The organism is Microbacterium sp. UBA837, assembly GCF_002296025.1.
GTDB lineage: Bacteria > Actinomycetota > Actinomycetes > Actinomycetales > Microbacteriaceae > Microbacterium.
The window spans coordinates 1-23,865 of sequence record NZ_DBHD01000194.1 but is presented as its reverse complement, the minus strand read 5'-3'; the positions used below and the strand labels follow the sequence as shown (position 1 = coordinate 23,865).

23 protein-coding genes are annotated in these 23,865 nt (G+C 66.8%); 3 read left to right on the top strand and 20 right to left on the bottom strand.

Annotation, left to right across the window (positions count from 1 at the left end; all coding sequences use genetic code 11):
- The 7 genes from B3587_RS13955 to B3587_RS13925 all read right to left on the bottom strand — a co-directional run.
- On the bottom strand, positions 1 to 380 hold a 380-nt coding region (locus B3587_RS13955; RefSeq protein WP_292729762.1), incomplete at its 3' end, for a DNA polymerase III subunit gamma/tau.
- A gap of 119 nt (positions 381 to 499) precedes the next feature.
- Complete coding sequence (ilvC, locus tag B3587_RS13950; RefSeq protein WP_228178083.1) at positions 500 to 1,525, bottom strand: ketol-acid reductoisomerase; 1,026 nt, start codon at positions 1,523 to 1,525, stop codon at positions 500 to 502.
- Positions 1,526 to 1,612: 87 nt separating this feature from the next.
- Entirely contained in the window at positions 1,613 to 2,122 is a 510-nt protein-coding gene (gene ilvN, locus B3587_RS13945) for an acetolactate synthase small subunit (protein ID WP_228178082.1), read from the bottom strand.
- A 3-nt stretch (positions 2,123 to 2,125) separates the two neighbouring features.
- Positions 2,126 to 3,928 (bottom strand): acetolactate synthase large subunit, encoded by a 1,803-nt coding sequence (locus tag B3587_RS13940; RefSeq protein ID WP_228178081.1) that lies wholly within the window; start codon positions 3,926 to 3,928, stop codon positions 2,126 to 2,128.
- A gap of 45 nt (positions 3,929 to 3,973) precedes the next feature.
- Positions 3,974 to 5,680 carry a dihydroxy-acid dehydratase gene (gene ilvD / locus B3587_RS13935; protein ID WP_228178080.1) on the bottom strand — a complete coding sequence of 569 codons (1,707 nt, stop codon included), beginning with the start codon at positions 5,678 to 5,680 and terminating at the stop codon, positions 3,974 to 3,976.
- Positions 5,681 to 5,689: 9 nt separating this feature from the next.
- Positions 5,690 to 6,508, bottom strand: coding sequence for a trehalose-phosphatase (gene otsB / locus B3587_RS13930; protein ID WP_228178079.1), 819 nt, complete (start codon positions 6,506 to 6,508; stop codon positions 5,690 to 5,692).
- A gap of 123 nt (positions 6,509 to 6,631) precedes the next feature.
- Positions 6,632 to 8,026, bottom strand: coding sequence for an alpha,alpha-trehalose-phosphate synthase (UDP-forming) (locus B3587_RS13925; protein ID WP_228178078.1), 1,395 nt, complete (start codon positions 8,024 to 8,026; stop codon positions 6,632 to 6,634).
- A 105-nt stretch (positions 8,027 to 8,131) separates the two neighbouring features.
- Between B3587_RS13925 and B3587_RS13920 the strand changes: the two genes are divergently transcribed.
- Positions 8,132 to 8,359: a hypothetical protein gene (locus tag B3587_RS13920; RefSeq protein WP_228178077.1), complete on the top strand. Its 228-nt coding sequence runs from the start codon at positions 8,132 to 8,134 to the stop codon at positions 8,357 to 8,359.
- Between the two features lie 80 nt (positions 8,360 to 8,439).
- Here the strand turns inward: B3587_RS13920 and B3587_RS13915 are convergent, their stop codons facing one another.
- Genes B3587_RS13915 through B3587_RS13905 form a run of 3 tightly spaced genes read right to left on the bottom strand, consistent with a single transcriptional unit; the run spans position 8,440 to position 11,055 of the window.
- The gene (locus B3587_RS13915; protein ID WP_292729754.1) at positions 8,440 to 9,624 is read right to left on the bottom strand and encodes an acetyl-CoA C-acetyltransferase; all 1,185 of its coding nucleotides are present in this window, start codon (positions 9,622 to 9,624) and stop codon (positions 8,440 to 8,442) included.
- A complete protein-coding gene (locus B3587_RS13910) occupies positions 9,621 to 10,274 on the bottom strand; it encodes a CoA transferase subunit B (RefSeq protein WP_228178075.1) in 654 nt (217 codons plus the stop codon). Before B3587_RS13910 ends, B3587_RS13915 begins: the two co-directional genes overlap by 4 nt.
- 1 nt (position 10,275) lies before the next feature.
- Positions 10,276 to 11,055, bottom strand: coding sequence for a CoA transferase subunit A (locus B3587_RS13905; RefSeq protein ID WP_292729750.1), 780 nt, complete (start codon positions 11,053 to 11,055; stop codon positions 10,276 to 10,278).
- 140 nt (positions 11,056 to 11,195) lie between these two features.
- On the opposite strand from B3587_RS13905, the gene B3587_RS13900 reads away from it, so the two are divergent.
- Positions 11,196 to 11,981, top strand: a complete 786-nt coding sequence (locus B3587_RS13900; RefSeq protein WP_292729747.1) for an IclR family transcriptional regulator — start codon at positions 11,196 to 11,198, stop codon at positions 11,979 to 11,981.
- Between the two features lie 82 nt (positions 11,982 to 12,063).
- Here B3587_RS13900 and B3587_RS13895 read toward each other — a convergent pair whose 3' ends face one another.
- Positions 12,064 to 12,906, bottom strand: coding sequence for a universal stress protein (locus B3587_RS13895; protein ID WP_292729744.1), 843 nt, complete (start codon positions 12,904 to 12,906; stop codon positions 12,064 to 12,066).
- 199 nt (positions 12,907 to 13,105) lie between these two features.
- On the opposite strand from B3587_RS13895, the gene B3587_RS13890 reads away from it, so the two are divergent.
- Complete coding sequence (locus B3587_RS13890; RefSeq protein ID WP_292729741.1) at positions 13,106 to 15,913, top strand: cation-translocating P-type ATPase; 2,808 nt, start codon at positions 13,106 to 13,108, stop codon at positions 15,911 to 15,913.
- 40 nt (positions 15,914 to 15,953) lie between these two features.
- Here B3587_RS13890 and B3587_RS13885 read toward each other — a convergent pair whose 3' ends face one another.
- From B3587_RS13885 to B3587_RS13845, 9 genes are all read right to left on the bottom strand, one after another.
- Entirely contained in the window at positions 15,954 to 16,862 is a 909-nt protein-coding gene (locus B3587_RS13885) for an alpha/beta fold hydrolase (RefSeq protein WP_292729738.1), read from the bottom strand.
- Positions 16,859 to 17,611: a 3-hydroxybutyrate dehydrogenase gene (locus tag B3587_RS13880; RefSeq protein ID WP_292729735.1), complete on the bottom strand. Its 753-nt coding sequence runs from the start codon at positions 17,609 to 17,611 to the stop codon at positions 16,859 to 16,861. Before B3587_RS13880 ends, B3587_RS13885 begins: the two co-directional genes overlap by 4 nt.
- Positions 17,608 to 18,291: a TetR/AcrR family transcriptional regulator gene (locus tag B3587_RS13875; RefSeq protein ID WP_292729732.1), complete on the bottom strand. Its 684-nt coding sequence runs from the start codon at positions 18,289 to 18,291 to the stop codon at positions 17,608 to 17,610. Before B3587_RS13875 ends, B3587_RS13880 begins: the two co-directional genes overlap by 4 nt.
- Positions 18,275 to 19,843 (bottom strand): class I adenylate-forming enzyme family protein, encoded by a 1,569-nt coding sequence (locus B3587_RS13870; RefSeq protein ID WP_292729729.1) that lies wholly within the window; start codon positions 19,841 to 19,843, stop codon positions 18,275 to 18,277. The genes B3587_RS13875 and B3587_RS13870 overlap by 17 nt, the downstream gene beginning before the upstream one ends.
- Complete coding sequence (locus tag B3587_RS13865; RefSeq protein WP_292729726.1) at positions 19,840 to 20,955, bottom strand: branched-chain amino acid ABC transporter permease; 1,116 nt, start codon at positions 20,953 to 20,955, stop codon at positions 19,840 to 19,842. The genes B3587_RS13870 and B3587_RS13865 overlap by 4 nt, the downstream gene beginning before the upstream one ends.
- Entirely contained in the window at positions 20,952 to 21,827 is an 876-nt protein-coding gene (locus B3587_RS13860) for a branched-chain amino acid ABC transporter permease (RefSeq protein ID WP_292729723.1), read from the bottom strand. Before B3587_RS13860 ends, B3587_RS13865 begins: the two co-directional genes overlap by 4 nt.
- Positions 21,824 to 22,567 (bottom strand): ABC transporter ATP-binding protein, encoded by a 744-nt coding sequence (locus B3587_RS13855; protein ID WP_292729721.1) that lies wholly within the window; start codon positions 22,565 to 22,567, stop codon positions 21,824 to 21,826. Before B3587_RS13855 ends, B3587_RS13860 begins: the two co-directional genes overlap by 4 nt.
- The gene (locus B3587_RS13850; protein ID WP_292729717.1) at positions 22,564 to 23,370 is read right to left on the bottom strand and encodes an ABC transporter ATP-binding protein; all 807 of its coding nucleotides are present in this window, start codon (positions 23,368 to 23,370) and stop codon (positions 22,564 to 22,566) included. The genes B3587_RS13855 and B3587_RS13850 overlap by 4 nt, the downstream gene beginning before the upstream one ends.
- Positions 23,371 to 23,382: 12 nt before the next feature.
- Positions 23,383 to 23,865, bottom strand: a 483-nt coding sequence (locus B3587_RS13845) for an ABC transporter substrate-binding protein (RefSeq protein WP_292729714.1), incomplete at its 5' end; no start/stop codon positions are given.

Here is a 23,865-nt window from a genome sequence, read left to right as displayed (position 1 = left end):
AGCCACAGACTCACCTGATAGGCCAGCGGCGCGACGAGGAACTCGGCGTACTGCTGCAGCCGCAGGCCCCCGATGATCCACCCGATGCTCTCGAGGGCGTACACGCCGCCGAAGACGCCGAGGATGATGAGCGCAGCGTTGCTCGGGCCTGCTGCGGGTGCGTCGTCGGTGTCGGCATCCGCCCGCTCCGCTTCCGGCGCGGGAGCTGCAGCATCCGAGCGAGAGTCGGATTCGGCATCCGCGGCCGGCGATGACGTCGGGGCGATCGCCTCGCTCCCCTTGCCGACGGCGACGTAACCCGGGGGCAGCGAGGGACCCGCGTCGAGCGTCGGGTCGTCATCCCCCCACGAGAGGGCGTCGTCGTCGCGGTCGGTGCTCACGAGTTCAGCCTACCCATGACCGAACCCACACGTCCCGGCCCGAACCCACGCATCTGCTCGCGCAGAACAGGTGGGTTCGGGGCCGGAGGTGTGGGTTCGGCGGAAGAGGGGTGTGAAGATCAGCGCGCGGCCGAGCCCTCCACGTAGTCCTTGTCCTGCTGCTTCCACGAGAACAGCGAACGCAGGTCCTTGCCGACAGCCTCGATCGGATGCTTCGCAGCCTTCTCGCGCAGCTCGAGGAACTCGACGGCGCCGTTGTCCTGGTCGTTGATGAACCGCTCGGCGAACGCACCGGAACGGATGTCGGCGAGGACCGCCGCCATGTTCTCCTTGACGTGCGGGTCGATGACGCGCGGGCCCGAGACGTAGTCGCCGTACTCGGCGGTGTCCGAGACGCTCCAGCGCTGCTTGGCGATGCCACCCTCCCACATGAGGTCGACGATGAGCTTGAGCTCGTGCAGCACCTCGAAGTAGGCGATCTCAGGCTGGTAGCCGGCCTCGGTCAAGGTCTCGAAGCCGTACTGGATCAGCTGCGACACACCACCGCACAGCACTGCCTGCTCGCCGAAGAGGTCAGTCTCGGTCTCTTCCGTGAAGGTCGTCTTGATGACGCCGGCGCGCGTACCGCCGATGGCCTTCGCGTACGACTTCGCGAGCTCCCAGGCGCTGCCCGAGGCATCCTTCTCGACAGCGATGATGTCGGGGATGCCGCGACCTGCGACGTACTCACGACGAACCGTGTGGCCGGGAGCCTTCGGGGCGATGAGGATGACGTCCACACCCTCGGGAGCCTCGATGTAGCCGAAGCGGATGTTGAAACCGTGCGCGAAAGCGAGGGTCTTGCCCGGTGCGAGGTTGGGCTTGATCTCGTTGTTGTAGATGCCGCGCTGGTGCTGGTCGGGCGCGAGGATCATGATGACGTCGGCCCATGCGGTGGCGTCGGCGACGGACTTGACCTCGAAGCCGTCCTCCTGCGCCTTGGGCGCGGACTTCGAGCCATCCTTCAGCGCGATGGCGACCTCGACGCCCGAGTCACGCAGGTTCTGCGCGTGGGCGTGGCCCTGCGAGCCGTAGCCGACGATGGCGACCTTCTTGCTCTGGATGAGGGCGAGGTCGGCATCCTGGTCGTAGATCATTTCGGCCATGGGGGTGTCTCTCCTTGACTGTGCGATTGTGGTCGTTTGTTCTCGCCGAGCCCGCTCAACGACCGGGAGCGGATCGGCGTGGTCTTCTCAGCCCCGCAGGACCCGTTCGGTGATGCTCTTGCCGCCGCGGCCGATCGCGAGCATGCCCGACTGGGCGAGCTCCTTGATACCGAAGGGCTCGATCGCGCGCAGGAACGCCTCAACCTTGCCCTTATCGCCGGTGATCTCGACGACCATCGCCTCGGGAGCGTAATCGACCACCGATGCGCGGAACAGGTTGATGACCTCGAGCACGCTGGAACGGCTCGCATTGTCGGCACGCACCTTCACGAGCATGTGCTCGCGCTGCACGGATGCCGCGGGGTCGAGCTCCACGATCTTGATGACGTTCACGAGCTTGTTCAGCTGCTTGGTCACCTGTTCGAGCGGGAGCCCTTCGACGTCGACGACCACCGTGATGCGGGACAGCCCCGGCACCTCGGTGACACCCACGGCGAGGGATTCGATGTTGAAGCCGCGGCGAGCGAACAGACCCGCGACGCGGGTCAGCAGCCCTGGCTTGTCTTCGACCAGAAGGCTCAGCACGTGACTTGTCATGGCTCAGTCCTCCTGATCGAAGGTCGGGGCGTGCTCACGCGCGTACTGGATCTCACTGTTGCCGACACCCTGGGGCACCATCGGCCACACCATCGCGTCTGCCGACACGACGAAGTCGATGACGACGGGGCGATCGTTGGTCTCCAGCGCAGTGCGGATTGCGTCGTCGATCTCGTCTTCCTTCTCCACGCGCAGGGCGAGGCATCCGTACGCCTCAGCCAGCTTCACGAAGTCGGGCACGCGTGCGGTGCCGTGGCCCGTGTTCAGGTCGGTGTTGGAGTGGCGGCCGTTGAAGAACAGCGTCTGCCACTGGCGCACCATCCCCAGCGACGAGTTGTTGATGATCGCAACCTTGATCGGGATGTTGTTGAGAACGCAGGTGGCAAGCTCCTGATTGGTCATCTGGAAGCATCCGTCACCGTCGATCGCCCACACCACGCGGTCTGGCTCGGCAACCTTCGCGCCCATCGCCGCCGGAACCGCGTAGCCCATCGTGCCCGCCCCACCCGAGTTGAGCCAGGCGTTGGGGCGCTCGTACTTGATGAACTGGGCAGCCCACATCTGGTGCTGTCCGACGCCCGCTGCGTAGACGGCCTCCGGGCCGGTGAGCTCACCGATCCGCTGGATCACCTTCTGGGGCGCCAGGAGTCCATCGGTCGTCGGGGCGTATCCGAGCGGGAACTCGCTGCGCAGACCCTTGAGGTAGGCCCACCACTGGCTGGTGTCGGCACGGCCCGCGTCGGCGTTCGCGCGGAACGCCGCATCCAGATCGACGAGAACCTCGCGCAGATCACCCACGATCGGAACGTCAGCGGCACGGATCTTGGAGATCTCGGCGGGGTCGATGTCAACGTGGATGACCTTCGCGTGCGGCGCGAAGTGCGATGCCTTGCCGGTGACCCGGTCATCGAACCGGGCACCGAGCGCCACGATGAGGTCGGACTCCTGCAGCGCCAGCACAGCGGGGACCGTGCCGTGCATGCCGGGCATGCCGAGGTTCTGCTCGTGCGAGTCGGGGAACGCACCCCGGGCCATGAGCGTGGTGACAACCGGCGCGCCGGTAGCCTCTGCCAGGGCGAGCAACTGCTCCGAAGCGCGGGAGCGGATGATGCCACCGCCGACGTAGAGCACCGGCTTCTCGGCCTCCGCGATCAGCTGAGCCGCAGCCTGGATCTGCTTCCCGTGGGCTTTGGTCACCGGCCGGTACCCCGGCAGATCGATCTGCGGCGGCCAGATGAACGGCGCCTCGGCCTGCTGGGCATCCTTCGTGATGTCCACCAGCACGGGACCGGGGCGACCCGTCGAGGCGATCTCGTAGGCAGCCGCGATCGCGCCGGGGATGTCTTCGGCACGCTTGACCAGGAAGGAGTGCTTCGTGATCGGCATCGTGATCCCCACGATGTCGGCTTCCTGGAACGCATCAGTGCCCATGAGGCTCGAGAAGACCTGGCCCGTGATGCACAGCAGCGGCACGGAGTCCATGTAGGCATCCGCGATCGCCGTGACGAGGTTCGTGGCCCCCGGCCCCGACGTCGCGATGGCAACACCGACCTTGCCAGATGCCGACGCGTACCCTTCGGCTGCGTGACCGGCACCCTGCTCGTGTCGGACGAGGATGTGACGAACTGCCTCGTCGTCCATGAGTGGGTCGTAGACGGGCATGATCGCGCCGCCGGGAAGGCCGAAGACATCGGACACTCCCAGGAGGTCGAGCGAACGGACGACCGCCTCAGCGCCCGTCATCACAGGCGCCGAGGCGCTGCGAGCGGGGGGCCGGGGCACGGCCGTGGCGATGTCGGAAGACATGATGATTCCTTGCGATGGATGTCGAGAGTTGCGAGAGAGGAACGCCTAGTTCGTCGTCGCGCCTTCGGATGCCGAACGCACGAGTCGCGTGTACTTGGCGAGGACGCCACGGGTATAGCGCGGAGGAAGCGGCTCCCAGCCCTGCCGGCGGGAACTCAGCTCAGCCTCGTCGACGAGTAGGTCGAGGGAGCGAGCTGCGATATCGACCCGTATCAGATCACCATCGCGCACGAAGGCGATCGGACCTGCGTCGACCGCTTCGGGTGCTATGTGGCCGATGCACAGGCCGGTTGTGCCGCCCGAGAATCTGCCGTCTGTCAAGAGTAGTACATCTTTTCCGAGCCCAGCGCCCTTGATGGCAGCTGTGATCGCGAGCATCTCCCGCATGCCGGGGCCGCCCTTCGGGCCCTCGTACCGGATGACGACGACGTCGCCGGCCGAGATCTCCCCGGCCTCGAGCGCATCCATGGCGGCCCGCTCACGCTCGAACACGCGTGCGGGGCCTTCGAAGACGTCGCTGTCGAAGCCCGCGGACTTCACGACCGCACCCTCGGGGGCCATCGAGCCGTGCAGGATCGTGATGCCACCGGTCTCGTGAATCGGGTTGTTGAACCCGTGGATGACGGTGCCATCCACCGGGTCGGGGTTCAAGTCGGCGAGGTTTTCGGCGAGGGTCTTGCCGGTCACGGTGAGCGCGTCGCCGTGCAGCAGTCCTTCGTCGAGCATCGCCTTCATGACCACCGGGATGCCGCCGTGGCGGTCGACGTCGTTCATGACGTACTTCCCGAACGGCTTCATGTCTGCGACGTGCGGAACCTTGTCGCCGATGCGGTTGAAGTCGTGCAGGGTGATGTCGACATCAGCCTCGCGCGCGATCGCCAGCAGGTGCAGCACGACGTTGGTCGAACCCCCGAGAGCCATCGCGAGAGCGATCGCGTTCTCGAAAGCCTCCTTGGTGAGGATGTCGCGCGTCGTGATCCCGAGCTTCAGCAGGTTCACGACTGCCTCGCCCGAGCGGTGGGCGAACGCGTCGCGCCGGCGGTCGGCTGACGGCGGGGCGGCAGAGCCGGGAAGGCTGAGCCCCAGCGCCTCAGCGACGGATGCCATCGTGTTGGCGGTGTACATGCCACCGCACGCACCCTCGCCGGGCGCGAAGGCGCACTCGATGCGCTTGAGGTCGGCCTCACTCATCCGGCCCGACAGGCACGCGCCGACACCCTCGAACGAGTCGATGATCGTGATGTCCTTCTCGGTGCCGTCCGAGAGCTTGACCCACCCGGGCGCGATCGAGCCGGCGTAGAGGAAGACGCTCGACAGGTCGAGGCGGGCGCTTGCCATCAGCATCCCGGGGATGGACTTGTCGCAGCCCGCCAGCAGCACTGTGCCATCGAGGCGCTCGGCCATGACGACGGTCTCGACGGAGTCGGCGATGACCTCACGGCTCACGAGAGAGAAGTGCATTCCCTCGTGCCCCATAGAGATGCCGTCAGAGACGGAGATGGTGCCGAATTGGAGCGGGTACCCGCCACCGGAGTGCACACCCTCTTTCGCGCCCTGAGCGAGGCGGTCCAGGCTCAGGTTGCAGGGGGTGATCTCGTTCCAGCTCGAGGCGATGCCGATCTGGGGCTTGTCCCAGTCCTCGTCACCCATACCGACCGCGCGGAGCATTCCGCGGGAGGTGGTGGCTTCGATGCCGTCGGTGACGACCCGGCTCCGAGGTTTGATGTCAATGGTGCTGTCGTGCGGGGCCATGCACGAAGTCTATTCCTGCGCGTGGCGCCGCTGATCCGCGAGCTCGGCCAGGGTGGCGGCCATCGCGGGGATGTCGGGCACGCTCACTCGAGCCGCCGTCTCGCCGTCGCCCACGTGGATGCCGAGATCCTGCGACTGCAGGCTGCGCAAGGCATCCTCGTCGGTCGTGTCGTCACCGGCGAACAGCACGGCGTCGGCGTGAACCCGCTCGCGGAGGTTCGCGATGGCGCTGTCTTTCCCCTCGTGCCGGAAGGCGTACTCGACGATCTTCTTGCCGGTCCGGCGACGCCAGTCGGGGGCTGCGGAAGCGACCATCTCATCCACGGCGGCTGCTGCCTTCTCCCCCGCCTCCTCAGTTGCGTTGCGGGTGTGAACACCGAACCCGAAGGTCTTCGGCTCGATCCACACGCCCTCGTAGTCCGAGGCGATCTCTTCGGCGCGGGCGCGCAGCAGATCGCGGAGACCGCGCTCGGCGTCATCCTCGGCGGGCTCAACCGGCCCCTCGCCGGGGAACCAGTATTCAGCACCGTGGGAGGCAGCGAGAGTGATCGGTGAGTCATCCGTGTGCTCGGCAATGATCCGCAGGTCGACGAGGCTGCGCCCCGACACGAGGGCTACCACCGTGTTCGGCAGCGCGGCCAGCGCATGGACCGCGTCACGGGCCGCGGGCAGCATCCGCGCTGTCATCGGGTCCTCCACGTGCGGCGAGAGTGTGCCGTCGAAATCGAGGGCGACCAGCAGGGTCGGGACACCCGCGACGGATGAGAGGGCTTCGAGCACCGGGGCGGGGAGGGCGTCGGAGACGGGATTGGCGTCGGGATTCGTCATCTCGGTTCTTTCCGTTCGGGTGATCGGGCGGGACAACTCGCGGTCAGGAAGGACAACTCGCGTGAGGGAGGGACAACTCGCGGTCAGGAAGGACAACTCGCATGGGGGAAGGACAACTCGCGGTTAGCGCTTCGCCGCCGCGAGAGCCTCGAGGAAGGACTTGGACCAGTCGCTCACGTCGTGATCGAGCACGCGGCGGCGAAGCGTGCGCATCCGGCGGCCCTGTTCGGTCCCCGGCATCTCGACGGCGCGCATGATGGCATCCTTCATACCGTCGATGTCATGGGGGTTGATGCGGATCGCCGACCCCAACTCGTCGGCAGCCCCGGCGAACTCGCTCAGCAGCAGCACCCCGCGGTTGTCGATGCGGCTGGCGACATATTCCTTCGCGACGAGGTTCATACCGTCGCGCAGCGCCGTCACGAGCATGACGTCGGCGGCCAGGTACAGCGCGACCATCTCTTCGCGCGGGAAGGCCTGGTGCAGGTACCGGATGGCGGTGTGGTCCATCGTGTCGAAGTCGCCATTGATGCGCCCGACCGTCAGTTCGATCTCGTCGCGCAGTTGGATGTAGGCCTCCACCCGTTCGCGGCTGGGGCTTGCGACCTGCACGAGGGTCGCGTCTTCGACGCTGAGTCTGCCGTCTTCGAGGAGCTCACCGAACGCCTTGAGGCGGTGTCGGATGCCCTTGGTGTAGTCGAGCCGGTCGACCCCGAGCATCACGGTCTTGGGGTTGCCGAGGCTCTCGCGGATCTCCTTGGCACGGGCTTGGATGTCGGGGCGCTGCGCGAGCTCGATGTACGACTCCGCGTCGATCGAGATCGGGTACGCCTTCGCGAGGACGTTTCGCGTACTGCCGTCCTCGAGGGGAACCGTGATGCCCGAGGCCTTGGTCGTGTAGTGGAACTGGCGCCTGACGGCCCGGGCGAAGTTGCCGGCATCCGCCACCCGCTGGAACCCGACGACATCCGCGCCGAGGAGTCCTTCGATGACCTGTCGACGCCACGGCAGCTGCGAAAACAGGCCGTATGCCGGGAACGGGATGTGATGGAAGTAGCCGATCGTGAGGTCGGGACGCATCCGGCGCAGCATCGCCGGCACGAGTTGCAGCTGGTAGTCCTGAACCCAGACCGTCGCGCCCTCGGCGGCTGCGGTGGCCGAAGCTTCAGCGAACCGTCGGTTGACGTCGACGTAGGCATCCCACCACACGCGGCGATACCGCGGCGCGGCGATCACGTCGTGATACAGCGGCCAGATCGTGTCGTTCGAGAACCCCTCGTAGTAGTTCTGCACCTCGTCGGCGCTGAGAGTAATGGGGACGAGATGTGTGCCTTCGAAGTCGAAGGGTTCCAGTTCGAGCCCCGGCTTGCCGGCCCACCCGACCCAGGCACCCTCGGTCTTGCGCATCACGGGCTCGAGCGCTGTGACCAGACCACCGGGAGAACGCCGCCATCCGCCGTCGTCATCACGGTCCACAGGGAGGCGGTTGGCTACGACGACGAAATCAGCTTGCGACACGCGAGCTCCTTCACGATGGCGGACGCGGGCACTTCCAGGCTAATCGCTTCGCCGGGTTGACCCCCGGGGGTGGACAGCGGCGAGCTGATGTGTAGCGTGGTTCGCATGGGCAAGTACCTCTTTGGCACCGGCATCATCGGAGCAGTCATCTCAGGCTTCTCGCTCCTTCGCGCGCTCCGGGAGGACACCTTCACCTGGCGTACCGCGCTGGCGTGGATCAACTGGGGCATCACCGTTGCTCTGGCGATCGGCGCGATCGTCGACATGCGTCGCATCGACCAGGGAAAGCCCGTTCCGGCCGACTCCCCCGCCGCGCGACGCCTCGAAGACTAGCCGCGGGAACGACTGAGCGGATGCCGAAACTGCGGCATCCGCTCATCGCATGACGGCTTTGGTGGCGTGACAGGGTTCGCTCAGCGCTTGAGGATCAGCGCGTCACCCTGGCCGCCGCCACCGCACAGCGCGACAGCTGCCGTGCCGCTCCCGCGATGCAGCAGCTCGTGGACGGCATGAACCACAAGTCGATTGCCCGAGGCCCCGATCGGGTGACCGATAGCGATGCCGCCGCCGTGGATGTTGACGACGTCGTCGGGAAGTCCGAGTTCTGCCTGCGAGCGCGCAACCACGGCACCGAACGCTTCGTTGATCTCGACGAAGTCCAGATCGGCGGCGGCGATCCCCTCCCGCTCGCAGGCGGCGAGGATCGCCCGCGCGGGCTGGGCGTGAAGGGTGTTGTCGGGGCCCGCGACCTGACCCGCCGACCCGAGGACGGCAAGGACCGGCCACCCGTTCTCGTCCGCGTGCGCTCGGCTCGTGACGATCACTGCCGACGCGCCATCGGAGATCTGTGACGAGTTGCCCGCCGTGATCGTGCCGTCCTTCGAGAACGCCGGACGAAGCCCCGCGAGGGTGTCGACAGTCGTCTCGGGGCGGATGCCCTCGTCGCGGGTGACCAGCTTCGGTTCGCCCTTGCGCTGCGGAATCTCCACCGGAACGATCTCGTCGGCGAATACGTCCGCTTCCCACGCGGCTGCCGCGCGTTGGTGAGAGCGAGCGGCGACGGCATCCTGGTCTTCGCGCGTGACCTCGTAACGGGCGTTGTGGCGCTCGGTGGAGCCGCCCATGCTCTCGCGGTCGAAGGCGTCGGTGAGGCCGTCGTGGGCCATGTGGTCGAGCACCTCGATCGATCCGTACGACCAGCCCTCGCGCGAGCCCATGAGCAGATGCGGTGCCTGCGACATCGACTCCATCCCCGCCGCTACGACGACCCGGGCATCGCCGAGGCGCACCATGCGGGCGGCATCGATGACAGCGGTGAGGCCCGACAGGCACACCTTGTTGATCGAGGATGCGTGCACATCCCAGCCGATGCCCGCGCCGATCGCCGCCTGGCGCGCGGGGTTCTGGCCCGCGCCCGCGGGCAGCACCTGCCCGACCAGAACCGCGTCGACGACCTCGGGGCTGATCCCGGCTTTCTCAAGCGCGCCGCGGATCGCGATGCTGCCGAGCGCCGTGGACGGCAGCGATGACAGCTGCCCCTTCAACCGGCCCTGCGGGGTGCGTGCGGCACCGACGATGACGACATCCTCGTGGTTCATGCCTCCACCTTAAGGTCGCTCGAAACGGTGATCTCGGGCTCTGTCGCAGCCGCGACATCCGCAACGCTGACGCCCGGCGCGAGCTCGACGAGGACGAGGCCCTCGGGTGTCACGTCGAGAACCGCGAGGTCGGTGATGATGCGGTCGACGACGCCTTTGCCCGTCAGCGGCAGCGAACAGTCGTTGACGATCTTCGGCGTGCCATCTTTGGCGACGTGCTCCATGAGGACGATCACCTTCGCTGCACCGTGCACGAGATCCATCGCGCCGCCGGGGCCCTTGACCATCTTTCCGGGGATCATCCAGTTGGCAAGATCTCCGGAGGCCGACACCTGCATCGCACCGAGGATGGCGGCATCGATCTTGCCGCCACGGATCATGCCGAAGCTCGTCGCGGAATCGAAGAACGCGGCGCCCGGCAGGGTCGTCACCGTCTCTTTCCCGGCGTTGATGAGGTCGGGGTCGACGTCATCTTCCTGCGGGTAGGGACCGACGCCCAGGATGCCGTTCTCGGATTGCAGCACGACGGTGACGCCGTCGGGAACGTAGTTGGGCACGAGGGTCGGCAGTCCGATCCCCAGATTGACGTAGGCGCCGTCGGCGAGCTCCTGGGCGGCGCGGGCAGCCATCTCATTGCGGGTGAGTGCCATCTCAGGCTCCTTCCGGGGTCACCGAGACGGTGCGTCGCTCGATGCGCTTTTCGATGTCGGAACCGACCTCGACGATGCGGTGAACGTACACGCCGGGCAGGTGCACGGCATCCGGGTCGATCTGGCCCGGCTCGACCAGCTCCTCGACCTGCACGATGCAGATGCGGCCGGCCATCGCCGCGAGGGGGTTGAAGTTTCGAGCTGCCTTGTTGAAGACGAGGTTGCCGTGACGGTCACCACGCAGCGCGTGGACGAGGGCGTAGTCGGTGACGATCGCTTCCTCGAGCACATACTCACGCTCGCGCCCCGACACCTCGAAGGTGCGGACATCCTTCACCGGCGAAGCGACGGCCACGCCGCCTGACCCGTCATAGCGCCGAGGCAATCCACCCTCGGCTACCTGGGTCCCCACGCCGGTCTGCGTGTAGAAGGCGGCGATCCCGGCGCCGCCCGCGCGGAGCTTCTCGGCGAGCGTGCCCTGCGGCGTCAACTCGAGCTCGAGTTCGCCAGAGAGGAACTGCCGCTCGAACTCCTTGTTCTCGCCCACGTACGACGAGATCATCTTGCGGATGCGCTTGTCGGCGAGCAGGATGCCCAGGCCCCAGTCATCCACCCCGCAGTTGTTGGACACGATCGACAGGTCGCCGACGCCGCGCGCGTGCAGCGCCTCGATCAATGCCATCGGGTTGCCCGACAGTCCGAACCCGCCGACGGCGAGGGTAGCGCCGTCGGGGATGTCGGCCACGGCTGCGGCCGGCGACTCCCACGTCTTGTCGATCACGGATGAACTCCTTCGGTCTGCCGGTTCGGGTGCGGGGCGCATCATGAATGGCTCGCCGCACCACCATCGTCTCCGCCTGGCGCCCGCCGACGCCAGCATCCGCTTGCGATGTGGACATCACCACGACTACCGTCCACATCATGGACAGCCCTCCCTCCGTACCGGGCGCGCAGGCAATCGCGCGCGCGGCATCTCTGCTGCGCTTGGTGTCGGCAGGAGGCGCTGCGGGCCTCACCGTTTCGGAGCTGGCCCGTCGGGCGGATCTCACCCGCCCGACGACCCACCGACTCCTCACGGCGCTGCGCCACGAGGGGCTCGTCGACCAGGACGAAGCACTCGGCACCTGGATGCCGGGGCCCGAGCTCTACCTGATGGGTACGGCCGCAGCATCCCGGTACGACATCACGAGCCTCGCTCGCGACATCGTGCGCTCGCTCGCCGTCCGCACCGAAGAAAGCGCCTTCCTCTCGGTGCGACGCGGCGACGAGACAGTGTGTCTGTTGCGCGAGGAGGGGAGCTTTCCCATCCGATCCTTCGTACTGTCCGAGGGTGTGCGCTTTCCCCTGGGCGTCGCGTCGGCGGGGCTCGCGATCCTCTCCTTCCTTCCAGACCACGATGTGGACGCATACTTCGAGCGGCATCCTGAGCTCCCGGAGCGGTGGGGTGCCGCTCACGCCCCGACGCGGCTTCGGGGCCGTCTGCGCGAGACGCACGAGCGCGGGTACGCCGTCAACCCGGGCCTGATCGTCGAAGGAAGCTTCGGCGTCGGGGCCGCTGTTTTCACACGCGAAGGGCACCCGCAGTGGGCGTTGAGTCTCACGGGAGTCGAGTTCCGATTCGGACCCGACCGGCTCCCCGAGCTCGGCCGCATCCTGCTGGCCCACGCGCACCAGCTGACGACACGCGTCGCGGCATCCCGGGGCTGAGACCGCCCGGGCTGCCGCAACAGGCGCTGTCAGCCGCGCTCAGGCGACCTCCGGATTGACCTGCGCCTCCAGCGCGGTCTGTTCACCGTACGACGACTGTCACCGTGGCGAGGCGGGCGAGTACCTGCTGGCTGGTGGATCCGAGCAGGAAACGCGCAACTCGGCCGTAGCCATGTGACCCGATGACGGTAAGGCGAGCTTGCGAGGCGAGTCGATTGATCAGCGTGTCCGGACTATCACTCCTCTCGACCACGCGGCGCACGTCCAGGTCGGGATACAGCTGCGGAATACCGGCGATCGAAATCGCGAGCGCTTCCTCGGTGAGCTTCTGCATGATCTGGAGGTAGTCGTCAGGGTATGACCGAACGTAGAGGGGAAGCGCCACCGGAGACCAGCTGCTCACCGCGGTGAGCGGTTCTCCGGATCGGTCTGCTTCGACGGCGGCGAAGGCGATAGCGAGCTCGGAAACGTCTGACCCATCGACGCCAACGATCACCCCGGACCGGCCAGTGAGGTCGAGGTCGGGCACGACGACCACGGGGCACTGTGCGGCGGCGGTGATGCGGATCCCGTGCGGACCTCGAGCCGGCCCTGATAGCGGGCCGCGGTAGTCGCTACCGATGACCAGCAGCGCGGCATCCTTCGAGGCTTCGATGAGCTGTTCGACCGGCTTGCCGCGTGCGACACGTGTCCGGGCGGGCACGCCGCGTGCACGCACACGCTCGGCCTCTTCATCCAGCATGTTCTGTGTCAGCTCGAGCGCATGATCGATGATGTTGCCTTCACCGATGACACCGGCGGCACCGCCGACGATCGACACCAGTTCGAGCCGGTCGCCCCTGATCGTCGCCCGCTCGGTGGCCCAGTCGACGGCGCGGCGCGATACGGCAGCATCCGTCACCCCGACGATGATCTTCTCCTGCATCTCGTACTCCTTTGTTCGGGCCCGGAGTCCGGTTGGCGCTGTCGCGCCCCGGATCTGCTGATCGCAGCATCCCCTGCCGGGCGCCACTCGGGTAGGGGCGGAGGTCCCATCGGCGGGGACCATGGGCCCTACCTCACGTCCGCCTGGTTTGGCACGGTGGAAGGAACGCCCGGACGAGGAGTGACGGGAGCAGAATCAAATGTCCGCTGTGAGCCGCGAAGGGTCTCGGGAGCCTCATGCGCCGCGGGGACGGACACCGGCTGAACTCACCCATCACCCGGCCGCGGCATCGGGTTCGCCGAACGATCCCCATGGTCACCCTGCCGGTGTCGTGCTCGAGGGACTCGAAACGACTCGTGCGGGGCTCGCCTCGGGGGAGGTAGACCGGCGCCATGCGCACTTCGGGCCGAACAGTCTGCCAGAACCGTCGCCGACGCATCCGGTCTTGCGGTTCCTGGCGCAGTTCAACAACGCAATCATCTACGTTCTGCTTGCGGCTGCGGTGATCAAGCTCGCGTCGCGTGACTATATCGACGCGTCGGTGATCCTCGCGGTCGCACTTATCAACGCGATCATCGGGTTCGTCCAGGAGGGGCAAGCCGAGAAGGCCCTGCGCGGAATCCGCAAGATGCTCTCGCCGCACGCCACCGTGCGGCGAGATGGCAGCTGGCACGACATCGACGCTGCCACGCTGGTCATCGGCGATATCATTCGAGTCCACGCCGGCGATCGAGCGCCCGCGGACGCAAGGCTGGTCGAAGCGCGTGATGTGCGGGCAGATGAGGCTGCGCTGACGGGCGAAGCGGTTCCTGCGGCCAAACACACCGACACTGTGCCGCACGATGCCGCCCTCGGCGACCGGCACAATATGCTACACGCCGGATCGATCGTGGTCGCCGGACGAGCTGTGGCCGTGGTCACCGCGACCGGAATCCGTACTGAACTCGGCCGTATCCAGCAGCTGGTTCGCGATGTCGAGCGCACGGACACCCCGCTCATCCGCTCGATCAACCGGCTCGGACGTCAGCTGACGGTCACCGTGCTCGTGCTGGTCGTCGTGATGGTCGCGCTCGGATCGATCCTGCACGGGAACTCCCCGGAGTTGCTACTATCATCCGCCATCGCATTTGCGGTGGCCGCGGTGCCGGAGGGGCTGCCGGCGGTAGTGACGATCACCCTTGCACTGGGCGTGCGGCAGATGGCTGCACAGCGGGCGATCACCCGCCGACTGGCTGCGGTAGAGACCCTCGGGTCGGTCACCGTAATCTGCTCCGACAAGACCGGCACGCTGACCAAGAACGAGATGACCGTGAGGGCCGCCACCACCGCGGCCGCCCGGTACACGGTCACCGGCGAAGGCTACGATCCCACGGGAGCGATCCTGCGAAACGGCGACCTGGATTCCGCGGGTATGCCGGATCTGCGCGAATTGGCGCTCGCGCTCACCCTGTGCAACGACGCGCGGCTCGACCACACAGAGACCGCCGGGTGGCGGGTCGTGGGGGATCCCACCGAAGGCGCACTGATCACCCTGGGTCGCAAGGCTGGCATCGACGCCTCCGACTTCGCGCGCCAGGACGAGATCCCGTTCGAAGCCAGCGTGAAGTACATGGCCACCCTCAACCGATCGATCGCGGGAAGGCAAGTCATCTTCGTCAAGGGTGCGCCCGACCGTCTGCTCACCCTTTGCGAGCACCAGCGAGCCACCGACGGAGGGAAGGACCCGGTGGAGCACGACCGGTGGCAGGCGCTCGTCGACGAGTACACCGCGCAGGGAATGCGGGTCCTCGCCGCAGCTCGTCGTGACGTGTCACCGGATGTCCTGACCGTCGAGTCTGAGGATCTTCGCGGACTGGTGCTGCTGGGCATCGTCGCCATCGCCGACCCGCCACGACCCGAAGCGACGGCCGCGATCGCCGAATGCCAGGAGGCCGGCGTGAGCGTGAAGATGATCACCGGTGACCACGCCCGCACCGCGCATGCCATCGCCGCCGAGATGGGGGTCGTCGACGACGGCGCGACAGTGCTGACCGGGGCCGAGATCGACGGGATGGACGACGTACAGCTGCGGGATGTCGTCGCGGACGTCGACGTGTACGCGCGTACCAGCCCAGAACACAAACTGCGCATCGTCGCTGCACTCCAGTCCCGCGGTGGCGTGGTCGCGATGACCGGTGACGGAGTCAACGACGCTCCCGCGCTGAGCCGAGCCGACGTCGGCGTCGCCATGGGAATGAAGGGAACAGAAGCCGCCAAAGACGCCTCCGATATCGTCCTCGCCGATGACAACTTCGCCACCATCGAGCGAGCCGTACGCGAAGGCAGACGCGTCTACGACAACCTGCGCAAGTCCGTGGTCTTCATCCTCGCCACGACACTCGGGCAAGCCCTGGTCGTCTTCACCGCCGTCGTGGTTGGCTTCCCCGACCCTCTGCAGCCCACTCAGATTCTCTGGGTGAACCTCGTTACCGCCGTTACCCTTTCTCTCGCCTTCGCCTACGAACCAGTCGAGCCCGGAACGATGAAACGACGACCCCGGTCCGCCGGCGAGTCGATCCTCTCAGGAAAGCTGCTCATGCTCGCGGGAATGGGCATTGTGGTATCAGCCGCGACGATCATTGCCTTCTTCGCCGAACTCGCTCGCGGTGCTGACCTCGAGACGGCGCGCGCCGAAGCAGTGACAGTACTCGTGGTCGCTCAGGTGGCCGTGTTGTTCAACGTTCGCCTCCTACGCCGATCGAGCTTCACCCTGCGTGCACTCACCGGGAATCACGCGATTTGGATCTCCATCGCCATACTTGCCGCACTCCAGACGGGATACACCTACCTGCCACCGTTCCATGCGTGGTTCGGCTCCGTCCCGCTAAGCCTCGCGCAATGGGCGACCGCGATTGGATATGCCCTTGCGTGCTTCCTCGCCATCGAGGTGATAAAGGCAATCGGACGAGTCCTTGCTGCTGCACGCATCCGCCGATTCGCCTTCGAGTCAGCACGCGGCCGCCAGTGATCGATCCACGACGTCACGCAACGCTGCGCGGCGGTGCTGGTCACGCAACGCTGCGCGGCTGGGCGAGCACCGAACGCACCGCCTCACCGACGACGCGCGCACCCTGCTCACTCATCACGATCGTGTAGTGGTTGAGGTCATCGAGCCGCGTGTGCTCGATGCTCGGATACGTCGCGAGGACCCCCTCGAGGTACTCCGGTGCGTACAGCCCCGGCTCCTCACCCTGCAATCCCCGCGGCACCGTGATAAGGGTTGTCGGATGCTGCAGATCGGCGAGTGCGTCCGGCAACGAAGACCCCGTGTTCATGTCGATGGTGTCGTCGACCATCGTCTCGTAGCTTGTGGCCGGTCGCAGCATCCCGGACCCGTCATCGACGAGGTCGTAGGCGAAGTAGCTCTCGAGTTCGGGCGACCACGCCTGCGCGAAGGCGGGGTGGGGCCGCCAGAACTCGAGATAGTCATCGATGGATCCGAACCGCATCGACAGGCGCGCCGCGGTGGGGCCGAGGACATGCGCGACGACGGCATCCGCATCCAACCCCGGTGGAACGTCGAGGGGCAACCCACCATCGACAAGAAGCAGGCTTTCGACCCGCGACGGATGCCGGTGAGCGAACACGACAGACACGAAAGCGCCCATCGAATGCCCGACGACCGGGATTTTCTCAATGCCGAGGTGATCGAGCACAGCGGCCAGGTCGTCCGCGTGCGCAGCAAGCCCAGCTGGCCCGGCTACCTCGTTGCTGCGTCCGCGCCCACGAAGGTCTGGCGCGATCGCGCGAATCCCGGGGAGCTCCTCGACGACGAACGGCCAGGCCAGGTGCGACGAGGTGACGCCGTGGACCAGCAGCACCTGGCCGGTCTGCGGGGCCACCGGATCCCAGACACCAACGTGCAGGTCACCCCCGGGGACGACGACGTCGACAGTGCGATAGGTGTGCGCGCTCATCGTGCGGTCCACCCGCCGTCCATCGTGTAGGAGGCGCCAGTGACCATCCCGGCCTTGTCTGAGACGAGCCAGCCGGCCAGGGATGCAACTTCGTCAGACTCCACGAGACGCTTGACGGCGGTCTCGGTGAGCATGATCTTCTCGACGACCTCGTCTTCGGGGATACCGTGCACCTTCGCCTGGTCGGCGATCTGCTTCTCGACGAGCGGGGTTCGCACATAGGCCGGGTTGATGCAGTTGCTGGTGACACCGTGCGGGCCGCCCTCAAGCGCTGTCACCTTCGACAGTCCCTCCAGGCCGTGCTTTGCCGCGACGTAGGCGACCTTGTAGGGACTGGCGCGCAGCCCGTGGGCGCTGGAGATGTTGACGACCCTGCCCCATCCGTTCGCGTACATGTGCGGCAGCGCGGCACGCACCAGCAGGAACGGCGATTCGAGCATGAGGCGCATCATCACCCGGTAGGTCGCCGGGTCGAACTCGGCGATGGGACTCACCCGCTGGATGCCGGCATTGTTGACCAGGATGTCGACCTCGAGGCTCAGGTCATCGAGCGCTTCGGTCTCGGAGAGGTCGACGACCCAGGCTTCGCCGCCGATCTGTTCGGCAGCCGCGTGAGCGGCGTCCGCGTTGAGGTCGGCAACGACGACACTTGCGCCCCGAGAGGCGAACTCTGTCGCGCATGCGAAACCGATGCCGCTCGCGCCGCCGGTGACCAGGGCGCGTCGCCCCGCAAGGTCGTTCTCGGTCATCGAGGCTCCTCCTTCTTCGGTTCCGCTCGGGGAGCGAGCGCGTTGTCGATGAGCGTCGACATCGACGCCATCACGGCGGGGTCCAGCTCGGCAGGCGGCCTGCCCTCGGCATCCCGTTCCCAGAGCAGGAACCGCATGCCGATGAGCTCTCCCATGCCCATGAGCGCCCACGCCGTGACCTCGGGATCGAGCGCGCGATCGACATCCCCGCTTCCCTGGGCGGCACGGAGCCCCGCCTCATACCCCTCGACGATGCGCGTGTAATGCAGTCGCAGAGTGTCGGGTGAGACGAACTCTGCCTCGCGCACAACCCGGTACAACGCGGGATGCGCCGCAGTGAAGCGGAAGAACCCGGCAAACCCCGCGCGTTCGGCTTCAAGACGGCTCGACGCTCCTGCCATCGCCTCCGACATCGAGTGCCGTACCCGCCGGTTCAGATCGATCACGAGTGCTTCGAAGATCGTCTGCTTGCTGTCGAAGTACAGATAGAACGTTCCGAGCCCGATACCGGCGCGCTCGGTGATCTTGACGATGGATGCCTCGTGGTACCCCTGATCGGCGAACACCGTCTCGGCCGCCTCGAGCAGCCGGCTCCGCGTGGCCTCGCCCCGCTTGGTCAACGGCCGGCCTGTCGCCGACGAGACCGGCGTGACGTCCTCGTCCTCAATGGGAACGCTCATGCGACACCTCCTGAGTCGATGCCACGGTCGCTCTGGCACGCTCACGCAGCCGCGACCTCGCCAACTTGTCGATCGAGGATCGGGGCAGTCGTTCGACGACCTCGACGGCAATGGGGACTTTGAAGGCCGCAAGGGTGCGCCGGGCGTGCGCGAGGATCTCGTCGCGAGAAATGACCGCTCCCGCGCGAATCGTGACGAAGGCGACGCCCCGTTCGCCCCACACCGGATCGGGGACGCCGACCACGGCTGCGCCGCTCACCAGAGGGTGCAGACACAGCGCGTGCTCGACCTCGGCGGGGGCGACGTTCTCGCCGCCGGAGATGAAGATGTCTTTGAGCCGGTCGACGACGGTGAAGACGCCGTCTCGGTCGCGGTGGACGAGATCGCCGGTGCGCAACCAGTCGCCGTGCATGGCCCGCGCGGTGGCATCCGGGTCACCGAGGTAGCCCGCGAACACGCTCGGTCCTCGGACCCAGAGCTCCCCCGTCGCGTCCCCGCGGAGCGGAAGCAGCGTGTGGGGGTCGACGACCTGGACGCTGACGTGAGGATACGGTCGCCCCACCGCGCCCTCGTGGCCGCCGGCGCTGCCGGTCGGGCAGTGCAGCACATTGGGGCCTGCTTCGGTGAGTCCGTAACCCTGGACCAGCTCAACGCCGCGGGCGTGCCACGCGTCTCGAACCGCGCTGGGTAGGGTGGCTCCACCCACGAGCGCGAGGCGGATCGACGACAGATCGCTGGCGTCCCACCCTCGGGATTCGGCGAGCATCGCATACTGCGTCGGAACGCCCATCATCGCGGTGACCCGGCGCTCTCGGATGAGCTGCAGCACGCGCTCGGTGTCGAACGAACGCTCCAGCACGACAGTCGCGCCGCCCCACCACGCGAGCAGCGGCTGGCAGTTCCACGCCGCAACGTGGAACTGCGGCAAGACGGTGAGAACGACATCCCCCTCACCCAGTGGCAGCGCGCGCCCGAGGGCCAGGTTGTTCCAGAAGCAGTTGGCGTGGGTGAGGATGACGCCCTTGGGCGCAGCTTCGCTCCCCGACGTGAACACGATCAGCAAAGGGTCATCGTCGCGGACCGCGCGGGCTGGCCGCGGGTCGCGCGCCGGGGGGACGGCGCGCTCAATGCCGGCAGTCCCCAGGGCGGCAACCAGCGGAGGCTCCGCCAGTTCACGGATGGCGTCGGCCGCGGACGCGGCGAACTCGTCATCGACCACCAGCAGCTGGGGGTCGCTGCGGCCGAGCGTGTCGACGAGCTCACGCGTGCTCTGACGCCACGAGAGCGGAACGAACGCGACACCGACAAGCGCGCATCCGAAGAAGAGCACGACGTGGTCGATGGAGTTTCCCGCGAGCGTTGCGATGCGCGTTCCCGGGCCGAAGCCCGCTCCTGCGAGGCTCTCGGCGAGTTCTCGCGCCCGGTCGGCCAGCTCGCCGTAGGTGATCGTCACCCCGCGATCGTCGATCGCAACACGATGCGGTGTGTGCGCGGCGCGCTCGACCAGCCACCGGCCGATCGTGTGCGACTCGTCTTGTACGTCGTTGCTCACGCTCGAACCTCCGAGGCACCGACCGCATCGGCATCTGCCTCCGCGTCGTCGATGCTCCGCAGACTATCGCGCACGTGACGTTCGCCGTGACGACGACGCCACCAGCCATCGATCGTGCCGGCGATGCCCCCGGGGAGGAACATCACCACGATGATGAACAGCGCACCGAGCAGGAACAGCGGCTCCGACAGCGGAATGCGCAGGAAATCCGGGAGCGACTCGATGGCCTCGGACCCGGCGAGGACCGTGAGCCGCTGATCGAGCAGGGTGTACAGCACTCCCCCGACGATCGCACCCCACCGGAATCCGACCCCGCCGAGGACGACCATGACCAGCACGGTGATGGTGAGATCGGCGGAGACGGACCGCGGCACCGTTCCCGACTGCAGCAGCATGTACGCCACCCCGGCAAGGCTCGCGAGCACCGCGGCGATCACGAAGACGATGAGTCGCACCCGGTAGGGCCGAAGGCCCAGGACCCGCACCCGCTGCTCGTTCTCGCGGGTGGCCCGGGCGAGGTGCCCGAGGCGAGAGGTGTCGACCCAGAGCGTCACCAGGTACACGATCACCAGCACCGCCAGGGCGAACCAGTACAGGTTTCGCGTGTTGATCACGCCGACGAGGAAGTCCGGGACCTGGTCGGTGTTCAGGCTCAGACCCTCCTCACCGCCGGTGATCGCGGAGTTGCGACGCACGAGCACGGAGCCTGCCTGAGCGAAAGCGAGCGTGACCATCGCGAAGGGAATCCCTGAGACGCGCATCGCGACAGCACCCGTGACGAAGGCGATGATCATCCCGCCGATGAGGGCCGCGAACACGCCGGGAAAGAGCGGCACCCCGAAGTGCTCGAGCGCGATGCCGAGGCCATACGCGCCGGCGCCGAAGTAGAGCGCGTGCCCGAACGACAGCATCCCGGACGTGCCCAGCAGCAGGTTGTACGACAGCGCGAGGGATGCGAACACCATGCACAGCGAGAGCAGCGCCAGGGTTCCCGGCTGGTAGGTGGGGGTAGGCAGGATGCCGGGGATCGAGATGTTCAGGAGCGGCAGCACCGCCATGAAGATCACGAGCCCGACGCCGACGAGCGCCGGCCAGTATCGACGGATGCTCATGCCTTCCTCCCGAGGAGTCCAGAAGGTCGCACGAGCAGCACGACCGCCAGCAGGATGACGACGATGAAGTCTCCGGTGCCGCCGAGGTAGAAGTTCGCGAACTGCTGCAACACGGCAACCAGCACGGATGCCACTGCGGCCCCGGTCAGCGAGCCGAGACCACCGACGACCGTGACGATGAACGCGAAGATCAGCAGCGTGGATCCGAGGTGCGCTGACACGAACGTCGAGTAGTGCATCGCCAGCACGCCGCCGATGCCGGCAGCTGCCCCGCCGATCGCGAAGACGAGAGTGAAGGAGCGCCGCACGTCGATTCCGAGAGCCGTCACCATCGAACGGTTCTCGACGCCAGCGCGGATGATCATGCCGTACCGCGTCTTCTGGAGGAACAGCACCAGTGCTGCCAGCACGAGCCCCGCGGCGAGCATCAGGATCCAGTACACGTTGGGGATCCGGGCTCCGAGGATCTCGGTGGTCTCCTTGAGCGAGGGTGGACCCGAGATCGGAATCGCGTCGGTGCCCCACACCCCTTCGAACAGGGCGACCGCGGCGAATGAGAGTCCGACCGTGACGAGCACTTGCTCGATGTGTCGCTCATAGAGCGGGCGGATCAGCACGAGTTCGGTCAGGGTTGCAAACAGAGCGCCGACCGCAGCGCCGACAAGGATCGAGACGAGAAACGACCACCACGACTCGGTCCCGAGCGCCTGCGCGACCATCCATCCGAGGAAAGCACTCAGAGTCAGGAACGCCCCGTGCGCGAAGTTGAGCACGTGCATGAGGCCGTAGATCAGACTCAGGCCCGAGGCGACGAGAAAGTAGAGGGCCCCGAGACCGACACCGGTCACCAGGGTCAGGATGATGGTGCTCACGAGTGGGCCTCCGAGGACGGTGCAGGCTTGGGATCCGCGGGCCGCTCGGCATGAACACCGAGCAGTCGCTGGGTGAGCTCCTCGTCGTCGAGGATCTCGCGGGCGGGCCCGACGTGGACGACGCGGCCGCTGTCGATGACTATCGCGTCGTGCGCGAGTCGTTTGACGACCTCGAGGTTCTGTTCCACCAGCAGGATCGGCACCGTCTTTGCTGCCTCCTCGAGGGCGTCTGCAACCTCGGTGACGATCTTGGGGGCGAGCCCCTTGGTCGGTTCGTCGACCAGCAGCAGCTGGTTGTCGTTCATGAGCGCGCGGGCGACCGAGACCATCTGCTGCTGTCCGCCCGAGAGGGTGCCGGCCATCTGGTCGCGACGGTTCACGAGGTCGGGGAAGAGCTCGGCGACGAACTCACGGCGCGGATTGCGCTGCCGTTCGGCCAGGGCGAGATTTTCGGCGACCGTGAGCTTGGCGAACACCTCACGGTCTTCCGGAACGTAGCCGACGCCCCGCTTGACGATCCGATGGGTGGGGAGCGTGTCGATCCGCTCTCCGGCAAGGCGCACCTCGCCGCGGCGATGAATCAATCCCAGGATGCCGCGCAGCGTCGAGGTCTTGCCGACACCATTGCGTCCGAGGACCGCCGTGATGCCGGTGGCCGGGACCGAGAAGGTCACGCTCTCGACGACCGGCTGGCCGCTGATCGAGCAGCGCAGGTCGCTGACTTCGAGGATGGCGCTCATGCGGCGTTGCCCAGGTAGGCGCTTTGCACGAGCGGGTTGGCCATGATCTCAGCGGGTGAGTCGAACGCGATGATCGAGCCGAAGTACATCACTGCCACCTTTTCTACGAGCCCCATCAGTACGTCGATGTGGTGTTCGACCATGAGAACCGTGCATCCGGTTCTCGCCTGCAGCTCGCGGATGTTGTCGACGAGGCCCGCCACATCGCCAGATGCGACGCCAGCCATCGGCTCGTCGAGCAGCACGATCTTCGAATCCATGGCCAGGAGCACCGCGATCTCGAGCTTGCGCTTGTCGCCGTGGGAGATGTCTCCCGCCGGAGTGAGGAGCTTGTGGGTCAGGCCCACTTCTTCGAGATTCTGCAGGGCGCGCTGGGTTGCGGCATCCTTCTTCGCGCCACCGCTCTTCGATGGAAAGTGGAAGAGGGAGTAGTCACGCCCCACCGCGACCTGCGCGGCGAGCCTGACGTTCTCGAGCACGCTCAGCTTGGGGAACAGGCTCGAGGTTTGAAAAGTGCGCCCCAGTCCCGCCCGCGCCCGGGCGGGCACCGACATCCTCGTGATGTCTTCGCCGTTCATCAGGACCCGACCTGCTGTGGGGGTCATGATGCCGGAGACGACGTTGAACAGCGTGGTTTTGCCTGCGCCGTTCGGCCCGATGACGCCGACCAGGGAACCTGGGGCGACATCGACGTCGACATCCTTCAGAATCGTCGCGCCGCCGATCTGCAGACCCAGCTTCTCCACCCGCAGGGCGGAGGGAGCCGGATGCTGCGCGGGCGCGGACGGAACCGGAGTGCTCATTGGTTCTGGGCCTTACTGCGCTTCGGCGGGGGCTACCGCGTCGGCAGGCACCGTGTCGATCAGCTCGGGAACGAAGCTGCCGCCGTCGGCGACGAGCTTGACCTGATACATCTCCTGCAGCAGCGCGTGGTCGCCAGCGCGCACCGTCAGCGTGCCCTTCGGACCGTCGAAGGAGTAGCCCTCGAGGGCTGCGATCATCGCGTCGACATCGCCCTGACCCTCATCGATCGCGTGCACGATCATGAGTGCCGCGTTGAAGCCGTCGGGGCTGAAGAGGTCGGGCGTGCAGCCGTCCTCTTCGAGCAGGCTGATCATCTCGGTGTTGACGGCGTTGTCGGGGGCGCCCGGGAAGTAGTAGTTCAGGAAGTTGATCTTCTCGGATGCCTCACCGTAGGCGCCGAACGTGGCGGAGTCACCGAGCCCGGTGACGACGGGAATCGCGTCGAGCACGCCCTGCTGGCTCATCGCCTGCCACATCGCACCCGAGGTCGCCCC

Coding starts and splice junctions, on each gene's coding strand:
- ilvC (WP_228178083.1), bottom strand. CDS start 1,525: ATGGCCGAAATGATCTACGACCAGGATGCCGACCTCGCCCTCATCCAG.
- ilvN (WP_228178082.1), bottom strand. CDS start 2,122: ATGACAAGTCACGTGCTGAGCCTTCTGGTCGAAGACAAGCCAGGGCTG.
- B3587_RS13940 (WP_228178081.1), bottom strand. CDS start 3,928: ATGTCTTCCGACATCGCCACGGCCGTGCCCCGGCCCCCCGCTCGCAGC.
- ilvD (WP_228178080.1), bottom strand. CDS start 5,680: ATGGCCCCGCACGACAGCACCATTGACATCAAACCTCGGAGCCGGGTC.
- otsB (WP_228178079.1), bottom strand. CDS start 6,508: ATGACGAATCCCGACGCCAATCCCGTCTCCGACGCCCTCCCCGCCCCG.
- B3587_RS13920 (WP_228178077.1), top strand. CDS start 8,132: ATGGGCAAGTACCTCTTTGGCACCGGCATCATCGGAGCAGTCATCTCA.
- B3587_RS13915 (WP_292729754.1), bottom strand. CDS start 9,624: ATGAACCACGAGGATGTCGTCATCGTCGGTGCCGCACGCACCCCGCAG.
- B3587_RS13910 (WP_228178075.1), bottom strand. CDS start 10,274: ATGGCACTCACCCGCAATGAGATGGCTGCCCGCGCCGCCCAGGAGCTC.
- B3587_RS13900 (WP_292729747.1), top strand. CDS start 11,196: ATGGACAGCCCTCCCTCCGTACCGGGCGCGCAGGCAATCGCGCGCGCG.
- B3587_RS13895 (WP_292729744.1), bottom strand. CDS start 12,906: ATGCAGGAGAAGATCATCGTCGGGGTGACGGATGCTGCCGTATCGCGC.
- B3587_RS13890 (WP_292729741.1), top strand. CDS start 13,106: ATGTCCGCTGTGAGCCGCGAAGGGTCTCGGGAGCCTCATGCGCCGCGG.
- B3587_RS13885 (WP_292729738.1), bottom strand. CDS start 16,862: ATGAGCGCGCACACCTATCGCACTGTCGACGTCGTCGTCCCCGGGGGT.
- B3587_RS13880 (WP_292729735.1), bottom strand. CDS start 17,611: ATGACCGAGAACGACCTTGCGGGGCGACGCGCCCTGGTCACCGGCGGC.
- B3587_RS13875 (WP_292729732.1), bottom strand. CDS start 18,291: ATGAGCGTTCCCATTGAGGACGAGGACGTCACGCCGGTCTCGTCGGCG.
- B3587_RS13865 (WP_292729726.1), bottom strand. CDS start 20,955: ATGAGCATCCGTCGATACTGGCCGGCGCTCGTCGGCGTCGGGCTCGTG.
- B3587_RS13855 (WP_292729721.1), bottom strand. CDS start 22,567: ATGAGCGCCATCCTCGAAGTCAGCGACCTGCGCTGCTCGATCAGCGGC.
- B3587_RS13850 (WP_292729717.1), bottom strand. CDS start 23,370: ATGAGCACTCCGGTTCCGTCCGCGCCCGCGCAGCATCCGGCTCCCTCC.